The 22,906-nt window shown below is 42.5% G+C and carries 20 protein-coding genes and 1 tRNA gene; 13 read left to right on the top strand and 8 right to left on the bottom strand.

Annotation, left to right across the window (positions count from 1 at the left end; all coding sequences use genetic code 11):
• Nucleotides 1–246 precede the first annotated feature (246 nt).
• The 6 genes from rplM to scpB all read left to right on the top strand — a co-directional run bounded on the left by rplM (nt 247) and on the right by scpB (nt 5,380).
• Nucleotides 247–675 (top strand): 50S ribosomal protein L13, encoded by a 429-nt coding sequence (gene rplM, locus JMW61_RS08340; protein ID WP_010199223.1) that lies wholly within the window; start codon nt 247–249, stop codon nt 673–675.
• A 10-nt stretch (nt 676–685) separates the two neighbouring features.
• Entirely contained in the window at nt 686–1,072 is a 387-nt protein-coding gene (gene rpsI, locus JMW61_RS08335) for a 30S ribosomal protein S9 (protein ID WP_110922597.1), read from the top strand.
• Nucleotides 1,073–1,394: 322 nt separating this feature from the next.
• Nucleotides 1,395–2,486, top strand: a complete 1,092-nt coding sequence (locus JMW61_RS08330) for an LpxL/LpxP family acyltransferase (RefSeq protein WP_201550253.1) — start codon at nt 1,395–1,397, stop codon at nt 2,484–2,486.
• Between the two features lie 124 nt (nt 2,487–2,610).
• Nucleotides 2,611–3,696: a tryptophan--tRNA ligase gene (locus JMW61_RS08325; RefSeq protein ID WP_197099954.1), complete on the top strand. Its 1,086-nt coding sequence runs from the start codon at nt 2,611–2,613 to the stop codon at nt 3,694–3,696.
• 28 nt (nt 3,697–3,724) lie between these two features.
• Nucleotides 3,725–4,564: a segregation and condensation protein A gene (locus JMW61_RS08320; RefSeq protein ID WP_201550453.1), complete on the top strand. Its 840-nt coding sequence runs from the start codon at nt 3,725–3,727 to the stop codon at nt 4,562–4,564.
• A gap of 216 nt (nt 4,565–4,780) precedes the next feature.
• Nucleotides 4,781–5,380 carry an SMC-Scp complex subunit ScpB gene (scpB, locus tag JMW61_RS08315; RefSeq protein ID WP_201550449.1) on the top strand — a complete coding sequence of 200 codons (600 nt, stop codon included), beginning with the start codon at nt 4,781–4,783 and terminating at the stop codon, nt 5,378–5,380.
• Between the two features lie 138 nt (nt 5,381–5,518).
• On the opposite strand, the gene lolA is transcribed toward scpB, so the two are convergent.
• From lolA to rplU, 3 genes are all read right to left on the bottom strand, one after another.
• Complete coding sequence (gene lolA, locus JMW61_RS08310; RefSeq protein ID WP_201550252.1) at nt 5,519–6,202, bottom strand: outer membrane lipoprotein chaperone LolA; 684 nt, start codon at nt 6,200–6,202, stop codon at nt 5,519–5,521.
• A gap of 390 nt (nt 6,203–6,592) precedes the next feature.
• Complete coding sequence (gene rpmA / locus JMW61_RS08305; RefSeq protein ID WP_021813611.1) at nt 6,593–6,850, bottom strand: 50S ribosomal protein L27; 258 nt, start codon at nt 6,848–6,850, stop codon at nt 6,593–6,595.
• 91 nt (nt 6,851–6,941) lie between these two features.
• Nucleotides 6,942–7,253: a 50S ribosomal protein L21 gene (gene rplU / locus JMW61_RS08300; protein WP_110922591.1), complete on the bottom strand. Its 312-nt coding sequence runs from the start codon at nt 7,251–7,253 to the stop codon at nt 6,942–6,944.
• A 571-nt stretch (nt 7,254–7,824) separates the two neighbouring features.
• Between rplU and JMW61_RS08295 the strand changes: the two genes are divergently transcribed.
• The 5 genes from JMW61_RS08295 to hemB all read left to right on the top strand — a co-directional run bounded on the left by JMW61_RS08295 (nt 7,825) and on the right by hemB (nt 17,532).
• Entirely contained in the window at nt 7,825–8,850 is a 1,026-nt protein-coding gene (locus JMW61_RS08295; RefSeq protein ID WP_227687394.1) for a polyprenyl synthetase family protein, read from the top strand.
• 782 nt (nt 8,851–9,632) lie between these two features.
• Nucleotides 9,633–11,033: an efflux RND transporter periplasmic adaptor subunit gene (locus JMW61_RS08290; RefSeq protein WP_201550251.1), complete on the top strand. Its 1,401-nt coding sequence runs from the start codon at nt 9,633–9,635 to the stop codon at nt 11,031–11,033.
• A gap of 35 nt (nt 11,034–11,068) precedes the next feature.
• A complete protein-coding gene (locus JMW61_RS08285) occupies nt 11,069–14,314 on the top strand; it encodes an efflux RND transporter permease subunit (RefSeq protein ID WP_201550250.1) in 3,246 nt (1,081 codons plus the stop codon).
• Complete coding sequence (locus JMW61_RS08280; RefSeq protein WP_227687393.1) at nt 14,311–16,125, top strand: efflux transporter outer membrane subunit; 1,815 nt, start codon at nt 14,311–14,313, stop codon at nt 16,123–16,125. The genes JMW61_RS08285 and JMW61_RS08280 overlap by 4 nt, the downstream gene beginning before the upstream one ends.
• Before the next feature lie 399 nt (nt 16,126–16,524).
• Entirely contained in the window at nt 16,525–17,532 is a 1,008-nt protein-coding gene (gene hemB / locus JMW61_RS08275) for a porphobilinogen synthase (protein ID WP_197099950.1), read from the top strand.
• Between the two features lie 199 nt (nt 17,533–17,731).
• On the opposite strand, the gene JMW61_RS08270 is transcribed toward hemB, so the two are convergent.
• Entirely contained in the window at nt 17,732–18,709 is a 978-nt protein-coding gene (locus JMW61_RS08270; protein ID WP_201550249.1) for a glutathione S-transferase family protein, read from the bottom strand.
• A 311-nt stretch (nt 18,710–19,020) separates the two neighbouring features.
• Between JMW61_RS08270 and JMW61_RS08265 the strand changes: the two genes are divergently transcribed.
• Nucleotides 19,021–19,097: transfer RNA gene (locus tag JMW61_RS08265), tRNA-Val, on the top strand.
• Nucleotides 19,098–19,438: 341 nt separating this feature from the next.
• On the opposite strand, the gene JMW61_RS08260 is transcribed toward JMW61_RS08265, so the two are convergent.
• The 3 genes from JMW61_RS08260 to JMW61_RS08250 all read right to left on the bottom strand — a co-directional run bounded on the left by JMW61_RS08260 (nt 19,439) and on the right by JMW61_RS08250 (nt 21,124).
• Nucleotides 19,439–19,594 carry a hypothetical protein gene (locus JMW61_RS08260; protein ID WP_201550248.1) on the bottom strand — a complete coding sequence of 52 codons (156 nt, stop codon included), beginning with the start codon at nt 19,592–19,594 and terminating at the stop codon, nt 19,439–19,441.
• A gap of 15 nt (nt 19,595–19,609) precedes the next feature.
• Nucleotides 19,610–20,248: a hypothetical protein gene (locus JMW61_RS08255; RefSeq protein ID WP_201550247.1), complete on the bottom strand. Its 639-nt coding sequence runs from the start codon at nt 20,246–20,248 to the stop codon at nt 19,610–19,612.
• A 690-nt stretch (nt 20,249–20,938) separates the two neighbouring features.
• Nucleotides 20,939–21,124 carry a hypothetical protein gene (locus tag JMW61_RS08250; protein WP_201550246.1) on the bottom strand — a complete coding sequence of 62 codons (186 nt, stop codon included), beginning with the start codon at nt 21,122–21,124 and terminating at the stop codon, nt 20,939–20,941.
• Between the two features lie 554 nt (nt 21,125–21,678).
• Here JMW61_RS08250 and JMW61_RS08245 point away from each other — a divergent pair.
• Nucleotides 21,679–21,957 carry a peptidylprolyl isomerase gene (locus JMW61_RS08245; RefSeq protein WP_194198313.1) on the top strand — a complete coding sequence of 93 codons (279 nt, stop codon included), beginning with the start codon at nt 21,679–21,681 and terminating at the stop codon, nt 21,955–21,957.
• Nucleotides 21,958–22,168: 211 nt separating this feature from the next.
• On the opposite strand, the gene JMW61_RS08240 is transcribed toward JMW61_RS08245, so the two are convergent.
• Nucleotides 22,169–22,777, bottom strand: coding sequence for a nitroreductase family protein (locus JMW61_RS08240; protein ID WP_201550245.1), 609 nt, complete (start codon nt 22,775–22,777; stop codon nt 22,169–22,171).
• Between the last annotated feature and the right edge of the window lie 129 nt (nt 22,778–22,906).

Here is a 22,906-nt window from a genome sequence, read left to right as displayed (position 1 = left end):
GTGATTACCAAACGTAACATTGACGGTTATGTCATTTGTCATGTTTGATAAATCACTTAATACCCACTAAAAATGTCTAAAACCGCTTAAAACTGGCCAAACGCTGCAGTTAAATGTATATAAGGCAAAAATAAACCCTAATGCAGCTTGCAAGCGTAGGCTCTACTGCTTATAATGTGCAGTCTGTTTTTTGAGAGCCCCGTTCCCAGCTAAACTCTCAACGAATTCTAATTTTAAGGTTTTATCATGAAAACACTTAGTGCAAAACCAGCTGAAGTGACCCATGACTGGTATGTCGTAGATGCTGACGGCAAAACCCTTGGTCGCTTAGCCACTCAAATTGCTACTCGCTTACGTGGCAAGCATAAGCCTTCTTTTACGCCGCACGTTGATACTGGTGACTTTATTGTTGTCATCAATGCTGACAAAATCACGGTAACGGGTAAAAAAGCGCAAGACAAAAAATACTATCGTCACAGTGGCTACCCAGGTGGTATCAAAGAAACTAACTTCAGTAAATTGCTTGCACATAAGCCTGAAGATGTTCTACACAAAGCAGTTAAGGGTATGCTTCCAAAAGGCCCTCTTGGCTATGCGATGATCAAGAAGCTGAAACTATATGCGGGTACTGAACATCCACATGAAGCACAGCAACCTAAAGCACTAGACATCTAAGGATACACTTATGGAACGCAATTACGGAACTGGTCGTCGTAAGACTTCTACTGCTCGTGTCTTTTTATCAAAAGGTACTGGTAGCATTGTCGTTAACGGCAAGCCACTTGACGAATACTTCAGCCGTGAAACTTCACGCATGGTAGTACGTCAACCATTAGAACTACTAGACTCTGCTAACGCATATGACTTATATGTAACTGTTGCAGGCGGTGGTATTAGTGGTCAAGCTGGCGCAATCCGCCACGGCATCACTCGTGCACTAATCGAAGCTGACGAAGCTTTGAAACCTGCTCTAAAAGCAGCTGGCTTTGTTACTCGTGACTCACGTCAAGTTGAACGTAAGAAATTGGGTCTACGTAAAGCACGTAAACGTCCACAATTCTCGAAACGTTAATCAAAGCTATCTCTTATCTTTTTGCGACTGTTGTCTTTATCTCAGAGCGGCAGTATTCGCATTAAATGAAAGAGTAGATTTGCAAAACCTTACAAGCTGTTCGCAGCTTGTAAGGTTTTTTTATGGCTATTGATTAGATAGAGCGTTATCTTTCATATTTTATAGATATGCCAATCCATCGCATCTTTATAGACCTACTTTGCCAAAGACCAACTTGTAAACCCGTAGCCACTACCCCATTATCATAATAACTTTTCATCAATAGCGACAATGCTATAAGATGCTATAACCCGATGCCATAAAAGTGCTGCAAAAGGATATTATGAAAGCGCCTGAACAATACGATCCCAGTAAACAACCTTCAAAAGACAGTATGCCCTCACCGAGCATACAGCCGTCGGCTAAGTCACCAACACTCCCTGCTGGTACGCCCACGATTACGCAAACCCATAAGCGTACAGCGCAAGCCGATAAGAAACCCTTTCAATGGCAGTTTTTATCGCCTAAGTACTGGGGTATCTGGTTATTGCTCGCTTTGGTGTTGCCACTGATTTACTTACCATTGCGTTATCAGTTTTGGCTAGGTCGTAAACTGGGTGTTTTGCTCTATAAAATAGCAGGCTCACGCAGGCGGGATACCCTGATTAACCTCAAGCTGGCCTTTCCAGAAAAGCCAGAAGTTGAACGTGAACTGATGGCCAAGCAAGTCTTCGTCAATCAGGGTATTGGGGTATTTGAAACCCTATGCGCTTGGTTTCGCCCCAATGTCTTTACTCGCACGGTTTCTATCTCAGGCTTACAGCATTTAGTTAACGCACAAAAAGAAGGACGCCCTGTTATTTTACTCGGCGCCCACTACACGATGCTTGATCTAGGTGGTATGTTATGTACGCAGTTTTTTCCAATGGATGGTATGTATCGACCTCAGAACAATGCCCTGTTAGATTGGTTTGTTTATAATGGGCGCAGTACCATTCTTGGTAAGCAAATAGCGAGTAGAGACATGCGTAGTTTTGTCAGCTCTATCAAGGAAAAACATGTTATTTGGTACTCGCCTGATCAAGACTATGGTCTTAAACAAGGCGTGATGGCACCATTTTTCGGTGTACCAGCGGCCACTATTACTGCCTCAAGACGCATGGCTAAATTGGGCGACAAGACACATCCACCCGCACTAATGGCGCTACATACTTATCGTCAAACACCGGACAATTTACCAAAGGGCAAACGTCCGCATTATCACCTGACGATTACGCCTGAGTTAAGTAACTATCCGAGTAATGATGAGATCGCTGACGCCACTCAGGTTAATGAAGTCTTAGAAGGACTCATTCGTATCGATCCTACCCAATGGATGTGGTTTCATCGGCGCTTTAAACACGGCCCGACAGGTCGCACAGATATCTACAAGTAGCCGTTATTCCAAAGAAAAATGGTCGAAAAATTTGTTATACTTTGTGGTCAATACTTTCACTATGATCGACTCATAAATAATAACGCATTTATAATAATTTGATAAACGAAATAACGGATTTCCTATGACTAGTAATGGTACATCTAACAACCAAACCCCTACCGAAGCACCAGCTGTAAAGCGCGTATTGACTGGCATCAAACCGACTGGCACTCTACATTTGGGTAACTACGTTGGTGCGATTCGTCCAGCCATCCAAGCTATTCAAAACAGTGACGATGAAGCATTTTTCTTTTTGGCAGATTACCACGGCATTATTGGCTGTTACGATCCCGCTATCATTCACGAGTCAACCAAAGCGATTGCCGCGACTTGGATTGCCTGTGGTCTAGACCCAGAGCGTGTGACCTTCTATCGTCAGTCAGACGTGCCTGAAATTCCAGAGCTGGCTTGGGTATTGAACTGCTCATGTGCCAAAGGTTTGATGAACCGTGCTCACGCTTATAAAGCAGCGGTCGATATCAATATGGATAAAGAAGACGTCGATCCTGATCAAGGTATCAATATGGGGCTGTTCGGCTATCCTGTGCTCATGGCAGCTGATATATTGATGTTTAATGCCACTCATGTGCCTGTTGGCCGTGATCAAATTCAGCATATTGAAATGGCACGTGATATTGCTGGTACATTCAATCATCGTTACAAAACCCTCTTTACGCTACCATCAGCGGTCGTCGATGACAATATCCCGTTATTGACGGGTCTTGATGGCCGTAAAATGAGTAAGAGCTATGGCAACACCATTCCTCTGTTCGGTGATGCTAATCCGCAAGTCAGCGCCGAAAAACAGATGCACAAAGCCATCATGAAAATCGTCACCAACTCGCAACTGCCTGAAGAGCCAAAAGATCCTGACGACTCTGCTATTTTTGAGATTTATAAAGCCTTTGCGACGCCTGAAGAAATTGCTGACATGCGTGAGAAGTTTGCAGCTGGTATTGGTTGGGGCGATGCAAAAAAAGCCCTGTTTGAAAAAATAAATGACGAAATTGCACCATTCCGCGAGCGTTATCAAGAACTGATGGCCAATCCGAAAGAGCTTGAAGAAATCTTGCAAATGGGTGCAGAAAAAGCACGTCGTCATAGCCGTAAGCAACTAGACAAGACTCGCCGTGCCATCGGTATTCGTCCACTTGCCAAGCTTAAGTAATCCATTGAAGACAGACCATGTACCAGAAATGATACCGGTATCTGCTGGCAATACTCATGATATGTCGTTGCGTATTTATCAGACGCCAGTACAACATTTGCCAGAAGATTTGTACGTGCCCCCGCAAGCCTTTGCCATTTGGCTAGAGCAGTTTGCTGGGCCATTGGATTTTTTGTTGTATTTGGTCAAAAAAAACAATGTCGATTTGACACAAATGCCAATATTGCCCATTACTGAGCAGTATTTGGCATACATTGGTGAGTTAGATACTGAGCATTTTGAATTGGCAGGCGACTACCTACTGATGGCATCGACGTTGATTGCCATCAAAACAGAGCTATTACTGCCTAAACCAGAAGCACCTACCGATGAGCGCGACCCAAAGGCAGAGTTGATTGAACGTCTTGAAGCCTACGCTCAGATTAAGGTAGCCAGTCAACGCCTAGACAATTTGGTTCGTCTTGAGCGCGATGTGTTTTTGGCCATGGTGAGTATGCCCAGTCAAGAAATCATGAATACCGAACTCCCAAACTACTCGCCAAATTTATTGATTGATAGTTTATTTAAGATGCAACTACAGCCCGACTATCAAATGCACAATATTAAGGTCGATGCCGTACCGCTTGCTGATCGTATCGCAAGTATCAGTCGGCAGCTCAGTACTGATGGTGCACGCTCTTTTTATGAGTTATTGGACAAAGCACAAGGTAAGATAGGTGTGGTCGTCAGTTTCGTCGCCGTATTAGAGCTGATAAAACGGCAGTTGGTCGGTGTGGTGAATGCTGATCGAGCAAGCAGTCCCACTGCTGATAGTGGTTCTGAAAACGACTCGCATATTGGGCCATTAACCTTGCAGTGGCTAGCTTAGCCATATAATCAGTTCTCTGTAAACTGGCTACGGGCTTAGTCTACTACTTGTCGTACTTTCACTCGCTTTCCTTGTATCTAGATGCTATTGAACCGACTATATTTAACCTGCCCTATATTAAAAATACAATACTTATAAAAGAGCATACTCTCGATGGTAGATATTGACGACATAACACTAAATAACACAGTACCAAATTACATAACACCAAACGACATGGCATTAAACGATCAGACACAACAATTGGTATCAGCATCTGAACGCTCATCACTACCTGATGAGGAACTGCAAAGATTTGAAAGTATCAGCAAAGATATCGAAGTACTATTACATGCTTCAGAAACGCCACTGACTGCCACTGTATTAAAGAAGCATCTGACTTTATCTACCAAAGAGCTAAAACAAGCGCTCGCATTATTACAAACACGATTGGACACGGGCGTACTTAGCTTACACGAGACCGCTAGTGGCTATCGATTACAAATAGCAGATAACTACAGTGCCCTCATTCAGACCGTCTTTCCACAACGTCAGGAACGCCTCAGCCAAGCGTTACTAGAGACATTAAGTGTCATTGCTTACAAACAGCCTGTCACCCGTAGTGACATAGAGTATGTACGCGGTGTGACGCTATCGAGCAACATACTTAGGCAGCTCTTTGATAAAGGTTGGGTCAAAGAAGACGGTTATAAAGATACGTTAGGTCGTCCTGCATTGCTACACACCACACCGCAATTTTTGGACGCCTTTGGATTGTGTGATTTAGATGCATTACCACCGATGCCAGATATGAATGCTATCAAAGCAATGTCTTAAATCTTTGAATATACTCAACGCACAATATCATTGTAAAGATACAATCTTACAGCCCTACTTATTGCCACAAAAAAGGACAAATCATTTAAGATTTGTCCTTTTTTATTGAATCATTAACTCTAGCGTCGTGATTAATTTTTACTGATTGATAACATCAACACCTGCTGGTGGTGTAAATTTAAACTGACTGCTGCTGATGCTTGGATTCAGTCTGATATTACTGAACTTAATCGATGTGGTCTGACCAAGGCTATCGTTTAGTACCATCATCACAGGCTTACCACCGCTAAAGCTCATTGATAAGCTCTTAAAGCTAGCACTGTCTGATTTTGGATAGAGCACATAGTAGTTTTTATTAGAGTATGGCTGAGTGATTTTGAAGTTCTGATCAATTTTGCTCGGATCACCTGATAGCAATAGTGCTGGAGTGTTACCCACTTGGCTATCGACATTTTGCTTGGTCGCTTGCTCCAAATCTTTATCATAAACCCACATTGAACTACCGTTGGCAACAATTGTCTGCTGTGATGGCGACTTTGTTTCCCAGCGGAAATTGTTCGGACGTTGAACGCTCATAGAGCCGCTAAACGTACCACTGTTTGCGCCTTTAGTCGTTTGAGTAAAGTTGGCCGTCATACTCTTAGTATTGGTCAAAAGTGTGTTCAAACGCTTCGCAGCAGTTAAGTTGTCTGCAGGTGCTGCCGTTGCCGATTGAGTCATCGCAATCATAGGAGCTGCCACGCCAAGTGATGTCATTAATACACCCGCTAGAGCACCATTCATCATTTTTTGTTTGATTGATTTGTTCATTGATAAAGTCATTATAAATCCTCTCTAAAAAAGCCTAGTAGCTTTTAAAAAATAGTCGCTTAAAAGTAAAACATCTCATTAAATTTTTTGTTTTCTATAAGTGCTTATCTGACCAATATAGAACTGGTGCTCATAAACAATGACCACAGTGTGCCAGTTTTTTTATTGCGCGCCTAGTCATGATTTGCAATCATTACTACGCCTGCCATACACGCTTGTAAACGTATTGGTTATACGCTATTAAGTAGTATGAGCCGTTTTTCTTATTATTTTTCACTGCTTCTGGCAAGCTTCAATAAGAATGAATACACGTAAAAAAAGCCCCTACTACCATAAGGCAATAGGAGCTTTTTTAATTATCCGATCATTTTACTCAAAAAATAAAATGATTTAAATAGATAATTATGCGTTTTCAACCGTCACATAACGACGGTTAAATTTGCCTTTGGTCGCAAACTTTACAACACCGTCATTCAGTGCAAATAAAGTATGGTCACGACCCATGCCAACGCCTTCGCCTGCGTGGAATTCTGTACCACGTTGACGAACGATGATGTTACCAGCTGTGATAGCTTGGCCACCAAAGATTTTTACGCCTAGCATTTTTGGGTTTGAATCACGACCGTTACGGCTCGAACCGGCAGCTTTTTTATGTGCCATGAGAAAATCTCCTTGTTAATTTGACTTACCGCTGATGCGATAACTCTTAAGCATTTAGTGCGCTGTTTAGCAATAATTGCTAAATGGGTAATTAGGCATTAATGGCTTTGATTTTTAACAAGGTGTACCATTGGCGGTGACCTTGTTCTTTGTGATAATGCTTACGACGGTTGTGCTTGATGATACGGATTTTTTCGCCGCGACCATGCTCAACAACTTCAACTTCTACGCTAGCGCCTTCAACGACAGGTTGACCGATTTTGACGTTATCGCCGTCAACAACCATCAATACGTCTTCAAATTTGATTGTTTCGCCTTTTTCTGCTTTTAGTAATTCAACTTTAAGCAATTCATCGACGACTACACGGTGCTGTTTACCACCAGTTTTGATTACTGCGTACATTGTATGACTCCGTTTAACCCGTGTGCCGTGGCTGATGTTATACCAACGCTTTTACGACGAACACGACAGGGAAAAATTAAAGGCAAGATTTTACGGCTTTTTGCTCATAAAAGCAAGCCGCTCATCTTGTTTTTGTAAGGTGGTTACACTAATAACCCTATCCGTTATTACTATATAAGCTGTTGATTGTGAACGCATCTGAGAAGCTACTCAATAAAAAAACAGCTAACATAACAATGATGGATAACAGTTTATGCCCAACAGGCGCTATTATAACTTATATAATCAGTTACTTATAGCCCTTTATCACTCATGCTTGCCTATAAAACTACAGCAAAGACAGGCGACTTTATATAGGTATCATTTAGACTGGCTCTAGCATTTTATGCTAATAGCTATATACCATAAGTATTGTATAAAATATAATCGCTCTATTCCCTAAATGCTTTAACCAACAATTTAAAGACATAGCTATGCTATTATAGAAAAATGCCTTGCCTGCTATAGGCTCAAGGTTAAAAAGCATCAAGGCTAAAAACTCTTTCTACTCTTATTAATATGACTATTTATTATGACCCTCACCCCTTCAAATAATACAGATTCAATGACTTCATCAACACCTAACTATGCTGATATCCAAAGTATCGTGGCTGATGATTTTGAGATTATGGACAAGCAAGTATTCGGTAGTCTTAATTCCAAAGTACAACTCGTCATGAGCGTCTCGCAACATGTTATTAATGCTGGCGGTAAACGTATGCGCCCGCTGATTACGTTGTTATGTGCACGCATGTTCAATGACAATCCATCAGAAAAAGCCATGCATTTAGCAGCCATCACCGAGATGCTACATACCGCAACCTTAGTCCATGACGATGTCATTGACGAGTCAGGCCAGCGTCGTGGCAAGCCAACCGCCAATGCTACATGGGATAATGCCACAGCCGTACTGGTCGGCGACTATCTGATTGCCCGAGCCTTCAACCTATTGGTCGGCTTTCAAAGCTTACCGTTACTGCAGGTTTTTTCAGACGGCACCTGCGATATTGCTGAAGGTGAAGTGTTGCAGTTACAACATCAGCATAATCCTGCCGCTACAGAAGATGACTATTTGCGTATTATCGATGGCAAAACCTCGCGTCTGTTTATGATGGCGACCCAAGGTGCTGCTATCTTGCAAGACAAGACAGAATATATGCAGGCATTGGGTGATTTTGGTCAGCACTTCGGCAATGCGTTCCAAATCATCGATGACGTGCTTGATTACAGTGGTGATAGTGAAGTGATGGGCAAAAACCTCGGCGATGATCTTGCTGAAGGCAAACCAACTCTACCAACTATCAAAGCGCTTGAACTGCTACAAAATAGCGACACTGAAGGCTATGAGCAGCTGCGTATTGCTGTGCAGACAGGTAAGACACCGAACGCTGAACAACTTATTGAGTTGGTACGTCGTTCAGGCGCTCTAGACTACTGCAAGCAGCGCGCGCTGGAGGAAACCAAACTGGCTCAAGACGCTCTAAGCACTCTGCCTGACAACCGTTATCGTACAGGCTTGTATCAATTGACAGAACTCGCAAGCGCAAGGTTAGTATAATTAAGGTGAGTCGTCTGTACTCTGTACTATCAAGGGATTAAGACGGCTCATTTTTGAGCAGTATTTTTTAACGATTCACAAATAGAAAGCTAACGACCCAAAAAGCTGTCGCTTAATAACCAATATCTCAGCTAAATTGTTACCTTTCTTTAAGTTTTATAAATCCTCGCAGTACTATAATCGTGTAAGGACTGTTTTGACAGTCGGATAATGTTTGATCAAAAAACTTTGATTGATACTCCATGCACCTTCGCTCAGGTCAAAGATGTTTTTAGGTATTGCTAAAATCACGTTTTTGCTGTCTGCGCAACATTTCTTAAGTACAACCTCAGATATGTATATAAAAATAGACTCTATAACAAAAAAACAACACTGTCTTGCGCTGTCACAACGTTACGCTATGGTAAACGTTATCTCTTGTGATGCTTACCCCTTCAATGTTTGTACAGTTCATAAGAACAAATGTGGATTTCTTTTTCAGAATAATTGTTTTTATTAGCTTGACTGTGGGGTTAACCCTTTAGTTTATAATAGCGGACTATGTTTACTGGCTAAATCTAACTATTTAATTATATATTTAGTACCAGTAGCCATCTTTATATTTATTAAACAATCAATATTGTCATGCGTAGATCTATTATTCATAACGCTTAGCATTGATTGTCATATAGTCGATTCAATTATAGTGGAATGACTATAGAACAAATAACAATATCTCGAACGCTACTACTGATTATTACTCTTTTATTTATACCGCAATTATATTATTGACGAGGACATTGATGAAGCACTCTTATCTTGCGCTTGTAATAGCAGCTGTACTATCTGGAGCTGTACTGGTGGGCTGTGACAGTAACGAGGATGCCGCTGGGGATGCCGCACAGCAGCAAATGCCACCCTCCGTCGTCAACGTACAGACCGTAACTTTTGAAACCGTACCACAAGTACAAACCTTTTCTGGTCGCACCTCAGCCTATCAAACTGCAGATGTCCGTCCACAGGTTAATGGCGTCATTGACGAAATACTGTTCCGTGAAGGAAGTACAGTCAAAAAAGGTCAACCACTTTATCGTATTAATACGGACAACTATGCGTCTTCTGTGACGAGTGGTCGAGCAGCCGTACAACAGGCACAGGCCAACTATCAGACAGCAGTGGCCAATAGTGTCAATGCACAAGCTGATCTGGTTAGCCAACAAGCCACACTGTCTCAAGCTCAAAACGACTTGCAGCGCTTGAGCGGATTGGTCGAAATTGATGCCATCTCTAAACAACAATATGAACAAGCGGTAACCACTGTCCGTACGGCGCAAGCTGCTGTACAAAGTGCCAACGCTTCTATTGGTCAAGCAAAAGCAGGTATCGAAAGTGCAAGAGCAGGTATCGAAAGCGCCAAAGCGGGTTTGCAATCCAGCTCACTAGATCTGGACCGCACTATAGTACGTGCCCCAATATCAGGTCGTAGCGATCGTTCGAGCTTTACTGCTGGTGCGTTGGTTAGCGCAAGCCAAGCTGATCCACTTGTGACTGTCTCACGCCTAGATCCTATCTATGTCGATATCAGCCAGTCTTCATCCGAACTACTTAAACTGCGTCAACAGATTTCTGCTGGCAAGGCTCAAGCGGGATTGAATACCGTTGAGCTGGTATTAGAAGATGGTACGGTTTATCCCGTCAGTGGCGAACTGGCATTGTCTGAAGCAAAGGTTGATGAGTCAACTGGTGCTGTCACTCTACGTGCAATCTTCCCGAATAGTAACAGTATTCTGCTACCAGGCATGTATGTCAGTGCGCGCTTGACCCAAAGTGTGATCAACAATGCGGTACTGGTACCACAAAGTGCTGTCACACGCTCTGTTAAAGGTGAAACTCAGGTTTATATCGTTGATGAAAACAATAAAATCAAAGTACGCCCTGTCACAGTGAGTGGTACTTATAATGGTAATTGGGTAGTAACTGACGGTCTCAAAGAAGGCGAAAAACTGGTCGTCATAGGTGGCTCAAAAGTTAAGCCTGATCAAGAAGTCGTTGCCAAACCTGTAGAGAACGCTACGCCAGCATCAACTGGAAATAGCGCGCCTGCTAGTACTTCGGCCAAAACACCACAGCAAGCAGCAACAGAAACTAAGAAACCTGCTGAGAGCAACACGGCCAAGAAACCTGCGGAAGATGCAGCTAACTAATTCCATTCAAAGATAGGAAGACTTAGGGATATACTATGTCACGTTTTTTTATTAATCGCCCTATTTTTGCATGGGTATTGGCTATTTTAGTCATGCTCATCGGGGTGATATCGGTCATTAATCTACCGATCGAACAGTACCCACGTATTGCACCGCCGACTGTTACAGTTAGCACAAATTACCCTGGTGCCAGTGCGCAAACCGTCGAAGACTCGGTTGTTCAGATTATTGAACAAAAAATGAAAGGTCTTGATGGTTTGATGTATATGTCATCAACCAGCTCGTCAAACGGTAGCGCATCAGTGACGCTAACCTTTGAGACTGGTACTGACTCTGATACCGCTCAGGTACAGGTACAGAATAAGCTTCAAGCAGCAACAAGCTCACTACCTGAATCCGTTCAGCGTCAAGGTGTCACGGTCAACAAATCCTCTAGCAGCTTTTTGATGGTGCAAGCATTCATCTCTGAAGATGGCAGTATGGATCGCCGTGATATCGCCGATTACATTAACTCAAACATCGTTGATCAGATCAGCCGTGTCGAAGGTGTTGGTGAAGTTCGTGTATTTGGTTCTACCTACGCGATGCGTATCTGGCTAGACCCTGCACGCTTACGTAGCTATAACTTGATGCCTTCTGATGTCATCACTGCCGTCGGTGCGCAAAATGCGCAAGTCTCTGCAGGCCAGTTAGGTCAAGCGCCCGCTGACACTGAGCAACAGGTTATAAACGCCACGGTAACGGTACAAAGCTACCTACAGACACCTGATGAATTTAGAAACATATTATTGAAAACGGATGCCTCAGGCGCGCAAGTACGCTTAAGCGATGTGGCAGATGTTGAGATTGGAAGTCAAGACTACAGTGTTAACTCACTATTTAACGGTCAAGAAGCCGCTGGTATGGGTATATCCTTGGCAGGTGGCGCTAACGCACTTGATACGCGCGAAGCACTTGGTGCTCGTATGGCTGAGTTGGAACAAAGCTTTCCTGCTGGCCTAACCACGGTTACTCCTTATGACACGACACCATTCGTTCGGTTGTCTATTGAACAAGTAGTCCATACGCTCATCGAAGCTATTGTGCTTGTATTTATCGTCATGTTCATTTTCTTACAGAACTGGCGTGCAACGATTATCCCGACACTGGCTGTACCTGTGGTACTTCTCGGTACCTTGTGTGTGCTATATATCGCAGGTTTTAGTATTAACGTTCTGACTATGTTTGCCATGGTACTGTCTATCGGACTACTGGTCGATGATGCCATCGTAGTCGTAGAGAACGTCGAACGGATTATGGAAGAAGATCCTGACATTTCTGTTAAAGATGCTACCGTTCAATCGATGGGTGAAATTAGTAAGATTGTTGTCGGTATTGCTCTGATTCTATCAGCAGTATTTGTACCTATGGCGTTCTTTAGCGGTTCAACTGGTGCTATCTATCGTCAGTTCTCCATTACCTTGATTACCAGCATGGTACTATCGGCTTTAGTTGCCCTTATCTTTACCCCTGCCCTGTGTGTGACCTTGCTTAAACGTAGCAAGAGCCATGACAAGAGTAATATGGCCACTCAAAAAGGTTTCTTCGGTTGGTTTAACCGTAGTTTCTCTAAAGCAAGCATCTCTTATGAGCGCTTCGTGGGTAAAAGCTTCGGTCGTAAATGGTTATATCTAATTGGCTATGCCGCCATTATTGGTATTATGACGGTGGTCTTTTTACGCATTCCTAGCTCGTTTTTGCCAGAAGAAGATCAAGGTATTATGTTTACCTTAGTTCAGCTCCCCTCTGGTTCTACACTCGATCAGACACAAAACGTACTGGATAAAGTTAGAAACTATTACGATACTCAAGAAGCCGATAATATTGCCTCTGTCTTTACCGTTGCAGGCTTTAGTTTTGCCGGATCAGGCCAAAACATGGGTCTGGCGTTTGTACGCTTGTCAGATTGGGATGAACGCCCAGGTGATGAAAACACCGCGCAAGCTGTGGCTGGCCGGGCAATGGGTTATTTCTTTACTCAGATTAATGAGGCGCAAGTATTCCCGATTGTACCGCCCGCTATTACTGAACTTGGTAATGCCAGTGGTTTTGACTTGATGCTACAGGATACCGGAAACGTCGGTCATGAAGGGCTGCTCGAAGCCCGCAATATGTTGTTGGGTATGGCCGCTCAAAACGACCAAGTCTCTGGTGTACGTCCTAATGGTCAAGAGGATGCACAGCAGCTCAAAGTCAATGTCAATCAAGAACAGGCCGCTGCATATGGCTTGTCGATGTCCAGTATCAATAGCGTTATCTCGACTGCATGGGGCTCAAGTTATATCAATGACTTCGTTGACCGTGGTCGTATTAAGAGCGTTTATGTACAAGGCGAGCCAAGTAGTCGTACCAACCCTGACGATCTTGGTAAATGGTACGTACGTAATGACAATAACGATATGATTTCATTCGATGCGTTCTCTAGCAGTGAATGGCAGGCAGGTTCTCCGCGTCTGACCCGTTACAACAGTTTCCCTTCTATGAACATTCAGGGTGCTGCTGCTGCTGGACTCAGTACGGGTGAAGCAATGGCTGCGGTAGAGACGATGATAACCAATCTGCCGGAAGGCGTTGGTTATGAGTGGACAGGCACGTCACTTGAAGAGCAAAAATCAGGTGCTCAGGCTCCATTGCTATATGCAATCTCGCTCTTAGTGGTATTCTTATGTTTAGCCGCCTTGTATGAGAGCTGGTCTATCCCATTCTCTGTCCTATTGGTCGTTCCGCTTGGTGTTTTAGGAGCGGTAGTATTTACATGGATGCGTGGCTTCGCCAACGACGTTTATTTGCAGGTAGGTCTGCTCACTGTAGTCGGACTATCTGCTAAGAATGCTATTCTAATTATCGAATTTGCGAGAGACTATCAAGAAGCTGGTTATAGTCTCAAAGAGTCCGTGATGACAGCAGCGCGTCAACGTCTGCGCCCTATTATCATGACATCGCTTGCCTTTGGTCTTGGTGTTGTACCATTATTTTTAGCCACTGGCGCTGGCTCTGGCAGTCAAAGTGCGATCGGTACCAGTGTGGTTGGTGGGGTCGTCAGTGCGACATTATTAGGTGTATTCTTTATTCCAATGTTCTATATTTGGATACGTAGCATCTTCCCTCATAACTATGAAAATAATAAGCCAAATGATCGAAACGATGGTGATGACACGCCGCATACACCAAACAGTGATCCACAAAGCCCGACTCTCTCTAAGAGTTATCAGCCTGTGAACTTAGGAGATAATACACAATGAGTTTTCGTTCTCTTTTTACCTCAAACTCAGCACACTCGGCAGTCAGTATTACTGCCGGCGCGTGCGCAACGACAGGTGAGTGCCCCGTGACCTCTACCCCTTTATCATTATCTAGCGCCTGCAGAAATGGCGGTCGTCTAATAGGCCTGACCGCTTTAGCAATAAGCATGGCTGCCTGTAACACCATCCCAAAAGCGGATATGCGTCCTGTACTTGCTGAGCCTAATATTCCGGTTCAGCAAGCTTATGGCGCGTATGACAAAGAAACTGTCAGTAGTGCTGATCAGGCGAGTATCGCCAGTCAACGCTGGCAGAACTTCTATAGCGATGAGCGTTTAAAAAGTTTGATTGCGCTCGGTCTTGAAAACAATAAAGACTTTGAGAATGCACGCTTGGCCATTGAAAAAGCGCGTGCGCAATATCGAATCACTGATATTAATGATCTGCCAACGATTGATGGTAGTGGTGGTTACTCTCGCAGTGCTCAAAATAGCGTGGATCGTAACTCTAGTAGCAGCTATAACGTCAATCTAGGCTTGGCAAACTACGAGCTGGATTTTTGGGGTAAAATCTCAAGCCTAAAAGATCAGGCTTTACAGAACTTTTTGGCCACCACTGCCGCAAAAGATACCACTCAAATCAGTCTAATCAGTAGTATTGCTCAAAGCTACGCTAACTTAAGTTATAGCCTAGCACAGCTTGAACTGGCTTCTAAAACTTATGAAAGTCGTAAAGAGTCGCTATTTATCACTACCAAGCGCTTTGAGGCTGGTATTGATGACAAGCTAGCTTCGTTGCAAGCCAGCGCCTCATTAGAAGACGCCAATCTTGCGATGCTGAGTGCACAGAGCAGTGTGTTAACAGCCCGTAATGCTTTGCAGTATTTAGTCGGTGCACCAATACCTAGTAATCTTATTCCGAACGCATCTGTTACCAACATCACTAACCAGCAGATATTTAGTGCTGGACTACCTAGTGAGCTACTACGCTATCGCCCAGATGTACTGCAAGCGGAATATAATCTAAAAGCGGCTGGTGCCAATATCGAAGTAGCGCGCGCGTCTTACTTCCCGTCTATCAGTCTAGCCAGTAGCATTGGTGTCAGTAGTGGTAGCTTGAACGACTTATTTAATACTGGCTCGGTTGGCTGGTCATTTGGCCCTAGCATTAGCGTGCCTATCTTTGATGCTGGTCGCTTGGATGCCAACTATGATGTGGCGCAGATTGAACGTGAGCAAACGCTGACTAGCTATGAGAACTCTATCCAAACGGCATTCCGCGAAGTATCAGATGTCCTAGCGACACGTGCCACATTGGGTGATCAGCTCGACGCACAGTATCGCTTGCAGGATAACTTTGACCAGACGTATCAGATTGCCAATGCTCGCTACAAAGCTGGTATCTCTAACTATCTAGACGTTCTCGATGCACAGCGCTCGTTGTTCTCAACTCAGCAAGGCATCTTGAATTTAGAGCTACAAAAAATCATTAGCCAGATTGAGTTATATCAAGTGTTAGGTGGTGGTTCAAATCTAGACATCCCGACTGCCATTCCTGTGCCGCAACATACCAATTTAGCTCAAATCGCCAATGTAGCTGCCAATACCAATAAGGCAAAAGCGACCAAGGCTATCGATGCGGCTGGTTCGGCACGTGTTGCTTCTCAGCAAGAAGCCGTGGCTATCAAACAGGCACAACCTGTAGAAACGACTACCTTTACCCCTACTGCTGTAGTCGATGTTAACGATGATGGTAAAAAAGATGCTGCCGTAGGTGTGATCACTGAAGAAACGCGCTTAATTAAAAAATAGTGTAGAGTCGGTTCACGTTACTAAGATTGTTAGGCCTTAAATTAGACAATCATCATCTTGTGACGTAACGATATCATCACATTGACAGTCGATACGTACAATCAGCCCTACCGACTTGGTGGGGCTTTTTGCTTTCGGTAGCGACTATTGGTTATAGTATGGTCGATTCAATTTAAAAGTGGTACAAGGCAACCGAGTGTAGATGTATATTAAATACTCCAAGCGAGGTTAATGCAGTAATACTTATATAATGATATGACTATAGTGACATTTTATCGAACACACTGTTGCCTACATGAATTCTATAAAAAATTGGACTGCTTTATAAAGCATATCTAACAGAGCCTGACGCAGTTAACATCCGAATAACCCTGATTGTAATTAAAATAAGGAATTATGATGACTTACACTTTTAATCGCCAATACCCTGCTACTCGCCTGCGCCGTCTACGTTACAATGATAACGTGCGAGCGATGATTCGTGAAGTGGAACTACATCCTAAGCATTTCATCGCTCCCGTCTTTGTATTAGAAGGCGAAAATCAGCGCGAAACAATTGCGAGTATGCCAGGTGTCGAGCGCCTATCCATTGACCTACTGATTAAATATGCCAAAGAGCTATTGGCAGAAGGTGTTACGACCATCGATATCTTCCCTGTGATTGACAACTCACTAAAGACACCAGATGGCAGATCAGCGTATGACGAAAATGCCCTGACAGCACGTACGGTAAAAGCGGTGAAAGATGCCGTACCAGAAATGGTCGTCATGACTGATGTGGCGCTAGACCCTTACACTTCACATGGTCAAGATGGTCTGCTCGATGACAGCGGTTATGTGGTCAATGATGCAACCGTCGAAGTATTGGTGAAGCAAGTATTGGTACATGCACGCGCAGGTGCTGATATTATCTCACCGAGCGATATGATGGATGGCCGTATCAAAGCCATGCGTGATGCCCTAGAATCTGAAGGCTTTGTCAATACCGCTATCATGGCCTACTCGGCTAAATACGCCTCTTCTTATTACGGCCCATTCCGTGATGCCGTCGGCAGTGCGGGCAACCTAAAAGGTGGCCATAAGAAACAGTATCAGATGGATTTTGGCAATCGTGCAGAAGCGTTGCATGAAGTAGCAATGGACATCAATGAGGGTGCTGATATGGTGATGATTAAACCTGGTCAGCCATACTTAGATTTGATTCGTGAAGTTAAAAATACTTTCGGCGTACCAACTTTTGCTTATCAAGTCTCTGGTGAATACGCCATGCACATGGCAGCCATTCAAAACGGCTGGTTGAGTGATGCAGTAATTCTAGAGTCATTAATTGGCTTCCGCCGCGCTGGTGCTGATGGTATCTTGACTTACTTTGCCCTAGAAGCAGCACGTCAGCTAAACAACGCTTAGTGTTAAATAAACGGTATTTCATCTCATAAAAAAAAGCCCCAACTACTATTAAGCAGTTGGGGCTTTTTTTTGAATATTTTTTGATAAATATAGTCAAAGAGCTCTAAAATGGGTACAAGGCAGCCGACTGCAGATTGTACAAATAGTACATCTAAGGAGGGTAACACCGTAGCGGTTTAGCAGTTCGCTGACTATAAAACTATAGACGTGCACGGTTATGTGGCTCATTAAAATCAATCACGGGCCCCATAGGAATAATACGAGTAGGATTAATATTGGCATGACTGGTGTAGTAATGCTGCTTGATATGCGTCATATTCACCGTCTCTGCAATACCTGGTACTTGGTACAAATCACGCAGATATCCCCATAGATTTGGGTAGTCAATGATTCGATGCAGATTGCATTTGAAATGTCCGACATAAACAGCATCAAAACGTACTAAGGTCGTAAACAATCGCCAATCGGCCTCTGTTATCGTACTCCCTACCAAGTAACGCTGCTCTGCCAGACGTACCTCTAAAGTATCTAATGCATCAAACAGCTCAGTCACTGCGGATTCATAGGCTGATTGTGTGGTCGCAAACCCTGCTTTATATACACCATTATTTATCGCAGAATAGACAAAGGCATTAATCTCATCTATTTCTGTTAATAACTCAGTCGGTAAAAAATCACCCGCTACAGCACCAACTTCGTCGAAAGCTGAATTAAACATACGAATAATTTCTGACGACTCATTGCTAACGATGGTATTGGTTTTCTTATCCCATAAAATGGGCACCGTGACGCGCCCAGTATAGTCTGGTTTTGCCGCGATATAAATCTCATAGGCATTCGACACATGGTTCAATGGATCAGCAATAACCCCTTCTCCCGCTGCAAACGTCCAACCATTCTCACCCATAAACGGATGAACGACAGACAGTGAAATCATATTCTCTAAGCCTTTGAGCTTACGATAAATCAAAGTACGGTGTGCCCAAGGACAGGCCAAAGACACATATAAATGATAGCGATTAGGCTCAGCTTTAAAACCGCCTACCCCTGATGGTCCTGCGCTGCCATCTACTGTGACCCAGTTTCTAAAGCCTGCATCTTCACGCTCAAAACGCCCACCGCTAGATTCTGTGTCATACCATTTGTCTTGCCATTGCCCATCTACCAATAGACCCATCTTATTCTCCGATTTCTCTGACTTTTATTTAACTTTTGTGAAATATGATTGGTTTTAACTTATGATCATGATGATAATCACCTCGTTTCCAGAGATATCATATCAGTTATAGATGCTTATTCATTTGATTTCACACTTTAATTAACAATAAAAACTAAACCAGTTTAATTAAATATTTAGTAAAAATACATAATAATCATCTTAAGGAAGTCAATCTATATCTCATTTCTAAATATAATAATAATAAGGCGATATTCTGATAGAAAAGGCTTGCAAAGTTTGAAAAACTTGCTAAAATGCATGACCTAAATAGGCGTATAGCTCAGTTGGTTAGAGCGCTACCTTGACATGGTAGAGGTCAGCAGTTCGAGTCTGCTTATGCCTACCAAATATTTAGAAAGCCCCAATCTCACGATTGGGGCTTTTTTTGTCTGTAAAAAATAAGGAACTTCAAACCCAAAAGACATAATCCAACTCCTTATCCTTAACATTTATTTAAGACATCAAATTCTCATTATTAGAGCATGTACTTTCTTATTATCAAGAAGAGAGACCACCTGCGCTTCATGAGCTTGTCACGACTAGGCTATTGAATTCAATATTAATCTCAGGTGGGGTTTCTAACGGCTCATCTGGCATATTTGCCACAGGGTATTTATCTTCAGTAAGGGCTTGAAAGTATTCGAGAGGGGGTTTCGGGTAACTTAGAAAAAAATGACTATCCTACAGTCACGCCGTCCAACCCTCAGGCACAGGAGTCCAGTTGGAGTTGCTGAAGTCGGGATTATTTGGGTCGTCGTCATTAAATCCATATCTGACATCCCAGTAAACGTTATCGGCTAGTAATGCATAGGTTGCTTTTTGTGCGTTGGTTAGGTTGCTCATATTATTACTCCAAGTTTAATTATTTCTATCAATTCGACGTAAATGTTGCGGTTGTGTCTTTTCTAATTTTATCTTTTCAGACCATGTAACTCTTTGCCCTTCTAAAGGCCGTGGGACAGACCCCCAGTCTTTAATACCAATTGGATAGAGGATATTCCAACCCTTCCACTCAAGATTAGTATCTGAATCTGGAGCTTTAATTAAACCATTTGAACCTACTACTACAGTACAGCCAAATTTTCCTACCTTAACTCCAACAGTCTCACAACTCACACTTCCATTTTTCTTATTTGCAGACCCTTGAGGCATAAAGCCAAATACATACCATTTGTTATCATATTTTGATATATATGCAACATTTCGAAAATAAACCGACTTACGACCCACCCCTTCAAAGCCCGTATCCCAACTAATCTCAACGTTCGTAGGAATGACATTCTTGCCACCTCCACGAAACATCTCGGAAATTTCTTTACCGCCCCCTTCTATGTAATGCCGTGTGATATGTACCCATATCATCTCGCCATTATGCAACTTAACTTCTTCATCGTACTCAATAGTTAAATCTTTGGGTCCAACAAGAGCACTACACGCAGATAGTGGTAGCAGGGTTATGGCTAGTAATAGCGGTCTAAATAAGGATTTTAATGTCATATGATGTTTTCTCTAATAGTGAAAGTGATTTATCATTCTTGTTTACGCCGCTTGCATAGAACAATCTGACGCTAATGAGTCAAATTGATCTAACACCGTCCAACTTTCAAACACAGGTGTCCAGTTGGCGTTTCTCAACGGTAAAATTAGTTAGCTTGGTATTAACGACGACTGAATGTTCTAACGGCTCATCTGGCATGTTTGCCACAGGGTATTTTTCTGCGGTGAGGGCTTGAAGATGCTCGGAAGGCGTTTTATCGCAGGCAGGTAAAGTAGATATAATGATTATTGCTACTAAACTCTTGATTATTGTTTTATTCAAGAAATTATTTATTTTTCGCATAAACGGTAGTATTTCAGAGATAATTAGTAACCAATACTAACAATTGTTTACATAATTGTATAGATTTTTTGTTCCATTTCAATACTAAGCATCATCATCTTGAATCTAATGTAACTTTGTAAAATACATGCTCTCAATTATTGATAAAAGGACTAGAAAACATAAAGGTTAAAAAGATGAATATAGAGAAGTGCAAGCACATGCTGGAGCGTGGATGGTAACCTTGATATGTTGAATTTTTGCCCGCTATGAGGAATAGCGTTATAGAAGTGCATATTGAACGATGTGAGGCTCTATGATTTATGGAAGATAAACAGAACAACTTGGTAGAGATATAGAAGATACCGCTATATGTGTCCAACGGTACCTAAGATTTGACTTTGACCTTCCCCTTCTGTCGGTGCCATCTGATGCTTCTCTTGCAGAACTTGAGCATGATCTCGCAATTGTTCAAACTCAGCATTTAATCTGGTTAACTTGGTTTTTAACGGCGTTGTATAAGTACGAATTAGACAATAATATATGGCTAGCAAAAAATACCCTTGCCTTAAAATAAAGTGGCTGACCGTTGTAAATGGCTAAAAACCAACTATCACCTAAGATATTATGGACAGAGTAGCAGTCAAAAATACTATAAAAGCACAGTGCCTAAATACGAGTTAAATATTAAATTACATAAATATCATACCGATATATAATTATCAAAATAGGCTATAGCTCTTTATATACGGTCGATGTGGGATTAGATTGTATTAAGGCAGTTGCTCGACCTACCTTGACATGGTAGAGGTTCAGCAGTTCGAGTCTGCTTATGCCTACCAAATTTAAAAAGCCCCAATCTCACGATTGGGGCTTTTTTTTGTCTGTAATATATGCGGAACTTCAAACCCAAAAGACATAATCCAATGACTTTATTTGCTTTGTAGTACCTTCCAACTCAGTGAGCTACATACGGACTTTCCATTTTGGCTGCATAACTTGTCGCTCCATTACTTTTGATAAAGTAGAGCCGACAGTTGAAATGAGCAACCAAGATGAGCCGTGATATAATATCTTGATAATCGATATTTTATGAAAGGTTTACATTATGGCTCGTACCGCTAGCGCATTACACATTTTAGTAAAACACAAAGAAGTGGCTGAGGACATTATTGTCAAGCTTAAAAAAGGTGCTAAATTTGATGTGCTGGCTAAAAAGCACTCAAACTGTCCATCAGGCAAGAAAGGTGGCAGCTTAGGCGAATTTCAAAAAGGCGACATGGTGCCGGCATTTGATAAAGTCTGCTTCAGCAGTGAACTCTACACCCCGCATTTAGTGAAAACCAAATTTGGCTGGCATGTGGTTAAAGTGCTTTACAGAACATAAGTGTTAGAGTCGGAGCTTTGATTGCAATCTAACTGAAGCATGTCCTGAACATCATTCAGACCCATATTTCAAATAACTGTATTTAAAATGGCTGTATTTAAAATGACAGTAATCTTATGATTGCTTATCAGTTATAAAAAACCAATGAACCCGCTATGATATCTATTCATAGCGGGTTCATTATTTTTACGGTCTTCAAAGCTAAGATTTATTAGCCAAACACTTTTAAACGACTGTCTACAGGCTTAAACGCTTTGTCACCTGCAGGCTGCTCGATCGCACCAAATACCATCTGTACAACCAATTCCCAGTCCTTATCCACATTCCAAGCGTCGGCAACTTGACTATCAATGATAGGATTATAATGCTGTAAGTTTGCACCGATATCTAAACTGGATAATGCCATCCAGATCATATACTGATGCATGGCACTAGTATGTTCAGACCACACTGGGAATTTGTCAGCATACAACGGTGCCGCTTCTTGTAAACCTTTCACCACTGCATGATCTTCAAAGAACAATATAGTACCTGCACCCGCTTTAAAACTATCAATTTTTTGCTTGGTTGACACAAACTTCTCATCGTCATTGACGATATCACGTAAGGTATCTTCCGTCATTTGCCATAGTTTTTGATGTTCTTCACCGAACAACACAATAATGCGCGTTGACTGTGAGTTGAACGCTGATGGCGTATGCAAAATAGCATGCTCAACCAACTTTACTACTTCATCATTCGATACTGGTAATTGATTGCTTAGCGCGTAAATTGAACGGCGTTTTTCTGCTAATTGCTGTAAATCTTGTAAATTTGACATGGTTTTCTCCAGTAGTTTTTATGAATTAAAATTAAATATTGGTGCATGGGGATAAAATATTGATGCATGGGGATAAATGGTCATTAGCCTTTGAAACCAAGATACCGTACTCAAAGTCTGGTTCTAGGT

Source organism: Psychrobacter fjordensis (assembly GCF_904845995.1).
Taxonomy (GTDB): Bacteria; Pseudomonadota; Gammaproteobacteria; order Pseudomonadales; family Moraxellaceae; genus Psychrobacter; species Psychrobacter fjordensis.
The sequence above is the reverse complement of the archived record's forward strand: the minus strand, read 5'-3'. Positions and strand labels throughout refer to the sequence as shown.

What these genes read in the sequence shown, in the direction of transcription:
- JMW61_RS08285 (WP_201550250.1), top strand. Translation starts at nt 11,069, where the DNA reads ATGTCACGTTTTTTTATTAATCGCCCTATTTTTGCATGGGTATTGGCT.
- scpB (WP_201550449.1), top strand. Translation starts at nt 4,781, where the DNA reads ATGGCATTAAACGATCAGACACAACAATTGGTATCAGCATCTGAACGC.
- rpsI (WP_110922597.1), top strand. Translation starts at nt 686, where the DNA reads ATGGAACGCAATTACGGAACTGGTCGTCGTAAGACTTCTACTGCTCGT.
- JMW61_RS08325 (WP_197099954.1), top strand. Translation starts at nt 2,611, where the DNA reads ATGACTAGTAATGGTACATCTAACAACCAAACCCCTACCGAAGCACCA.
- rplU (WP_110922591.1), bottom strand. Translation starts at nt 7,253, where the DNA reads ATGTACGCAGTAATCAAAACTGGTGGTAAACAGCACCGTGTAGTCGTC.
- lolA (WP_201550252.1), bottom strand. Translation starts at nt 6,202, where the DNA reads ATGACTTTATCAATGAACAAATCAATCAAACAAAAAATGATGAATGGT.
- JMW61_RS08320 (WP_201550453.1), top strand. Translation starts at nt 3,725, where the DNA reads ATGATACCGGTATCTGCTGGCAATACTCATGATATGTCGTTGCGTATT.
- JMW61_RS08280 (WP_227687393.1), top strand. Translation starts at nt 14,311, where the DNA reads ATGAGTTTTCGTTCTCTTTTTACCTCAAACTCAGCACACTCGGCAGTC.
- JMW61_RS08260 (WP_201550248.1), bottom strand. Translation starts at nt 19,594, where the DNA reads ATGAGCAACCTAACCAACGCACAAAAAGCAACCTATGCATTACTAGCC.
- JMW61_RS08330 (WP_201550253.1), top strand. Translation starts at nt 1,395, where the DNA reads ATGAAAGCGCCTGAACAATACGATCCCAGTAAACAACCTTCAAAAGAC.
- JMW61_RS08255 (WP_201550247.1), bottom strand. Translation starts at nt 20,248, where the DNA reads ATGACATTAAAATCCTTATTTAGACCGCTATTACTAGCCATAACCCTG.
- JMW61_RS08240 (WP_201550245.1), bottom strand. Translation starts at nt 22,777, where the DNA reads ATGTCAAATTTACAAGATTTACAGCAATTAGCAGAAAAACGCCGTTCA.
- JMW61_RS08270 (WP_201550249.1), bottom strand. Translation starts at nt 18,709, where the DNA reads ATGGGTCTATTGGTAGATGGGCAATGGCAAGACAAATGGTATGACACA.
- JMW61_RS08290 (WP_201550251.1), top strand. Translation starts at nt 9,633, where the DNA reads ATGAAGCACTCTTATCTTGCGCTTGTAATAGCAGCTGTACTATCTGGA.
- JMW61_RS08295 (WP_227687394.1), top strand. Translation starts at nt 7,825, where the DNA reads ATGACCCTCACCCCTTCAAATAATACAGATTCAATGACTTCATCAACA.
- hemB (WP_197099950.1), top strand. Translation starts at nt 16,525, where the DNA reads ATGACTTACACTTTTAATCGCCAATACCCTGCTACTCGCCTGCGCCGT.
- rpmA (WP_021813611.1), bottom strand. Translation starts at nt 6,850, where the DNA reads ATGGCACATAAAAAAGCTGCCGGTTCGAGCCGTAACGGTCGTGATTCA.
- JMW61_RS08245 (WP_194198313.1), top strand. Translation starts at nt 21,679, where the DNA reads ATGGCTCGTACCGCTAGCGCATTACACATTTTAGTAAAACACAAAGAA.
- rplM (WP_010199223.1), top strand. Translation starts at nt 247, where the DNA reads ATGAAAACACTTAGTGCAAAACCAGCTGAAGTGACCCATGACTGGTAT.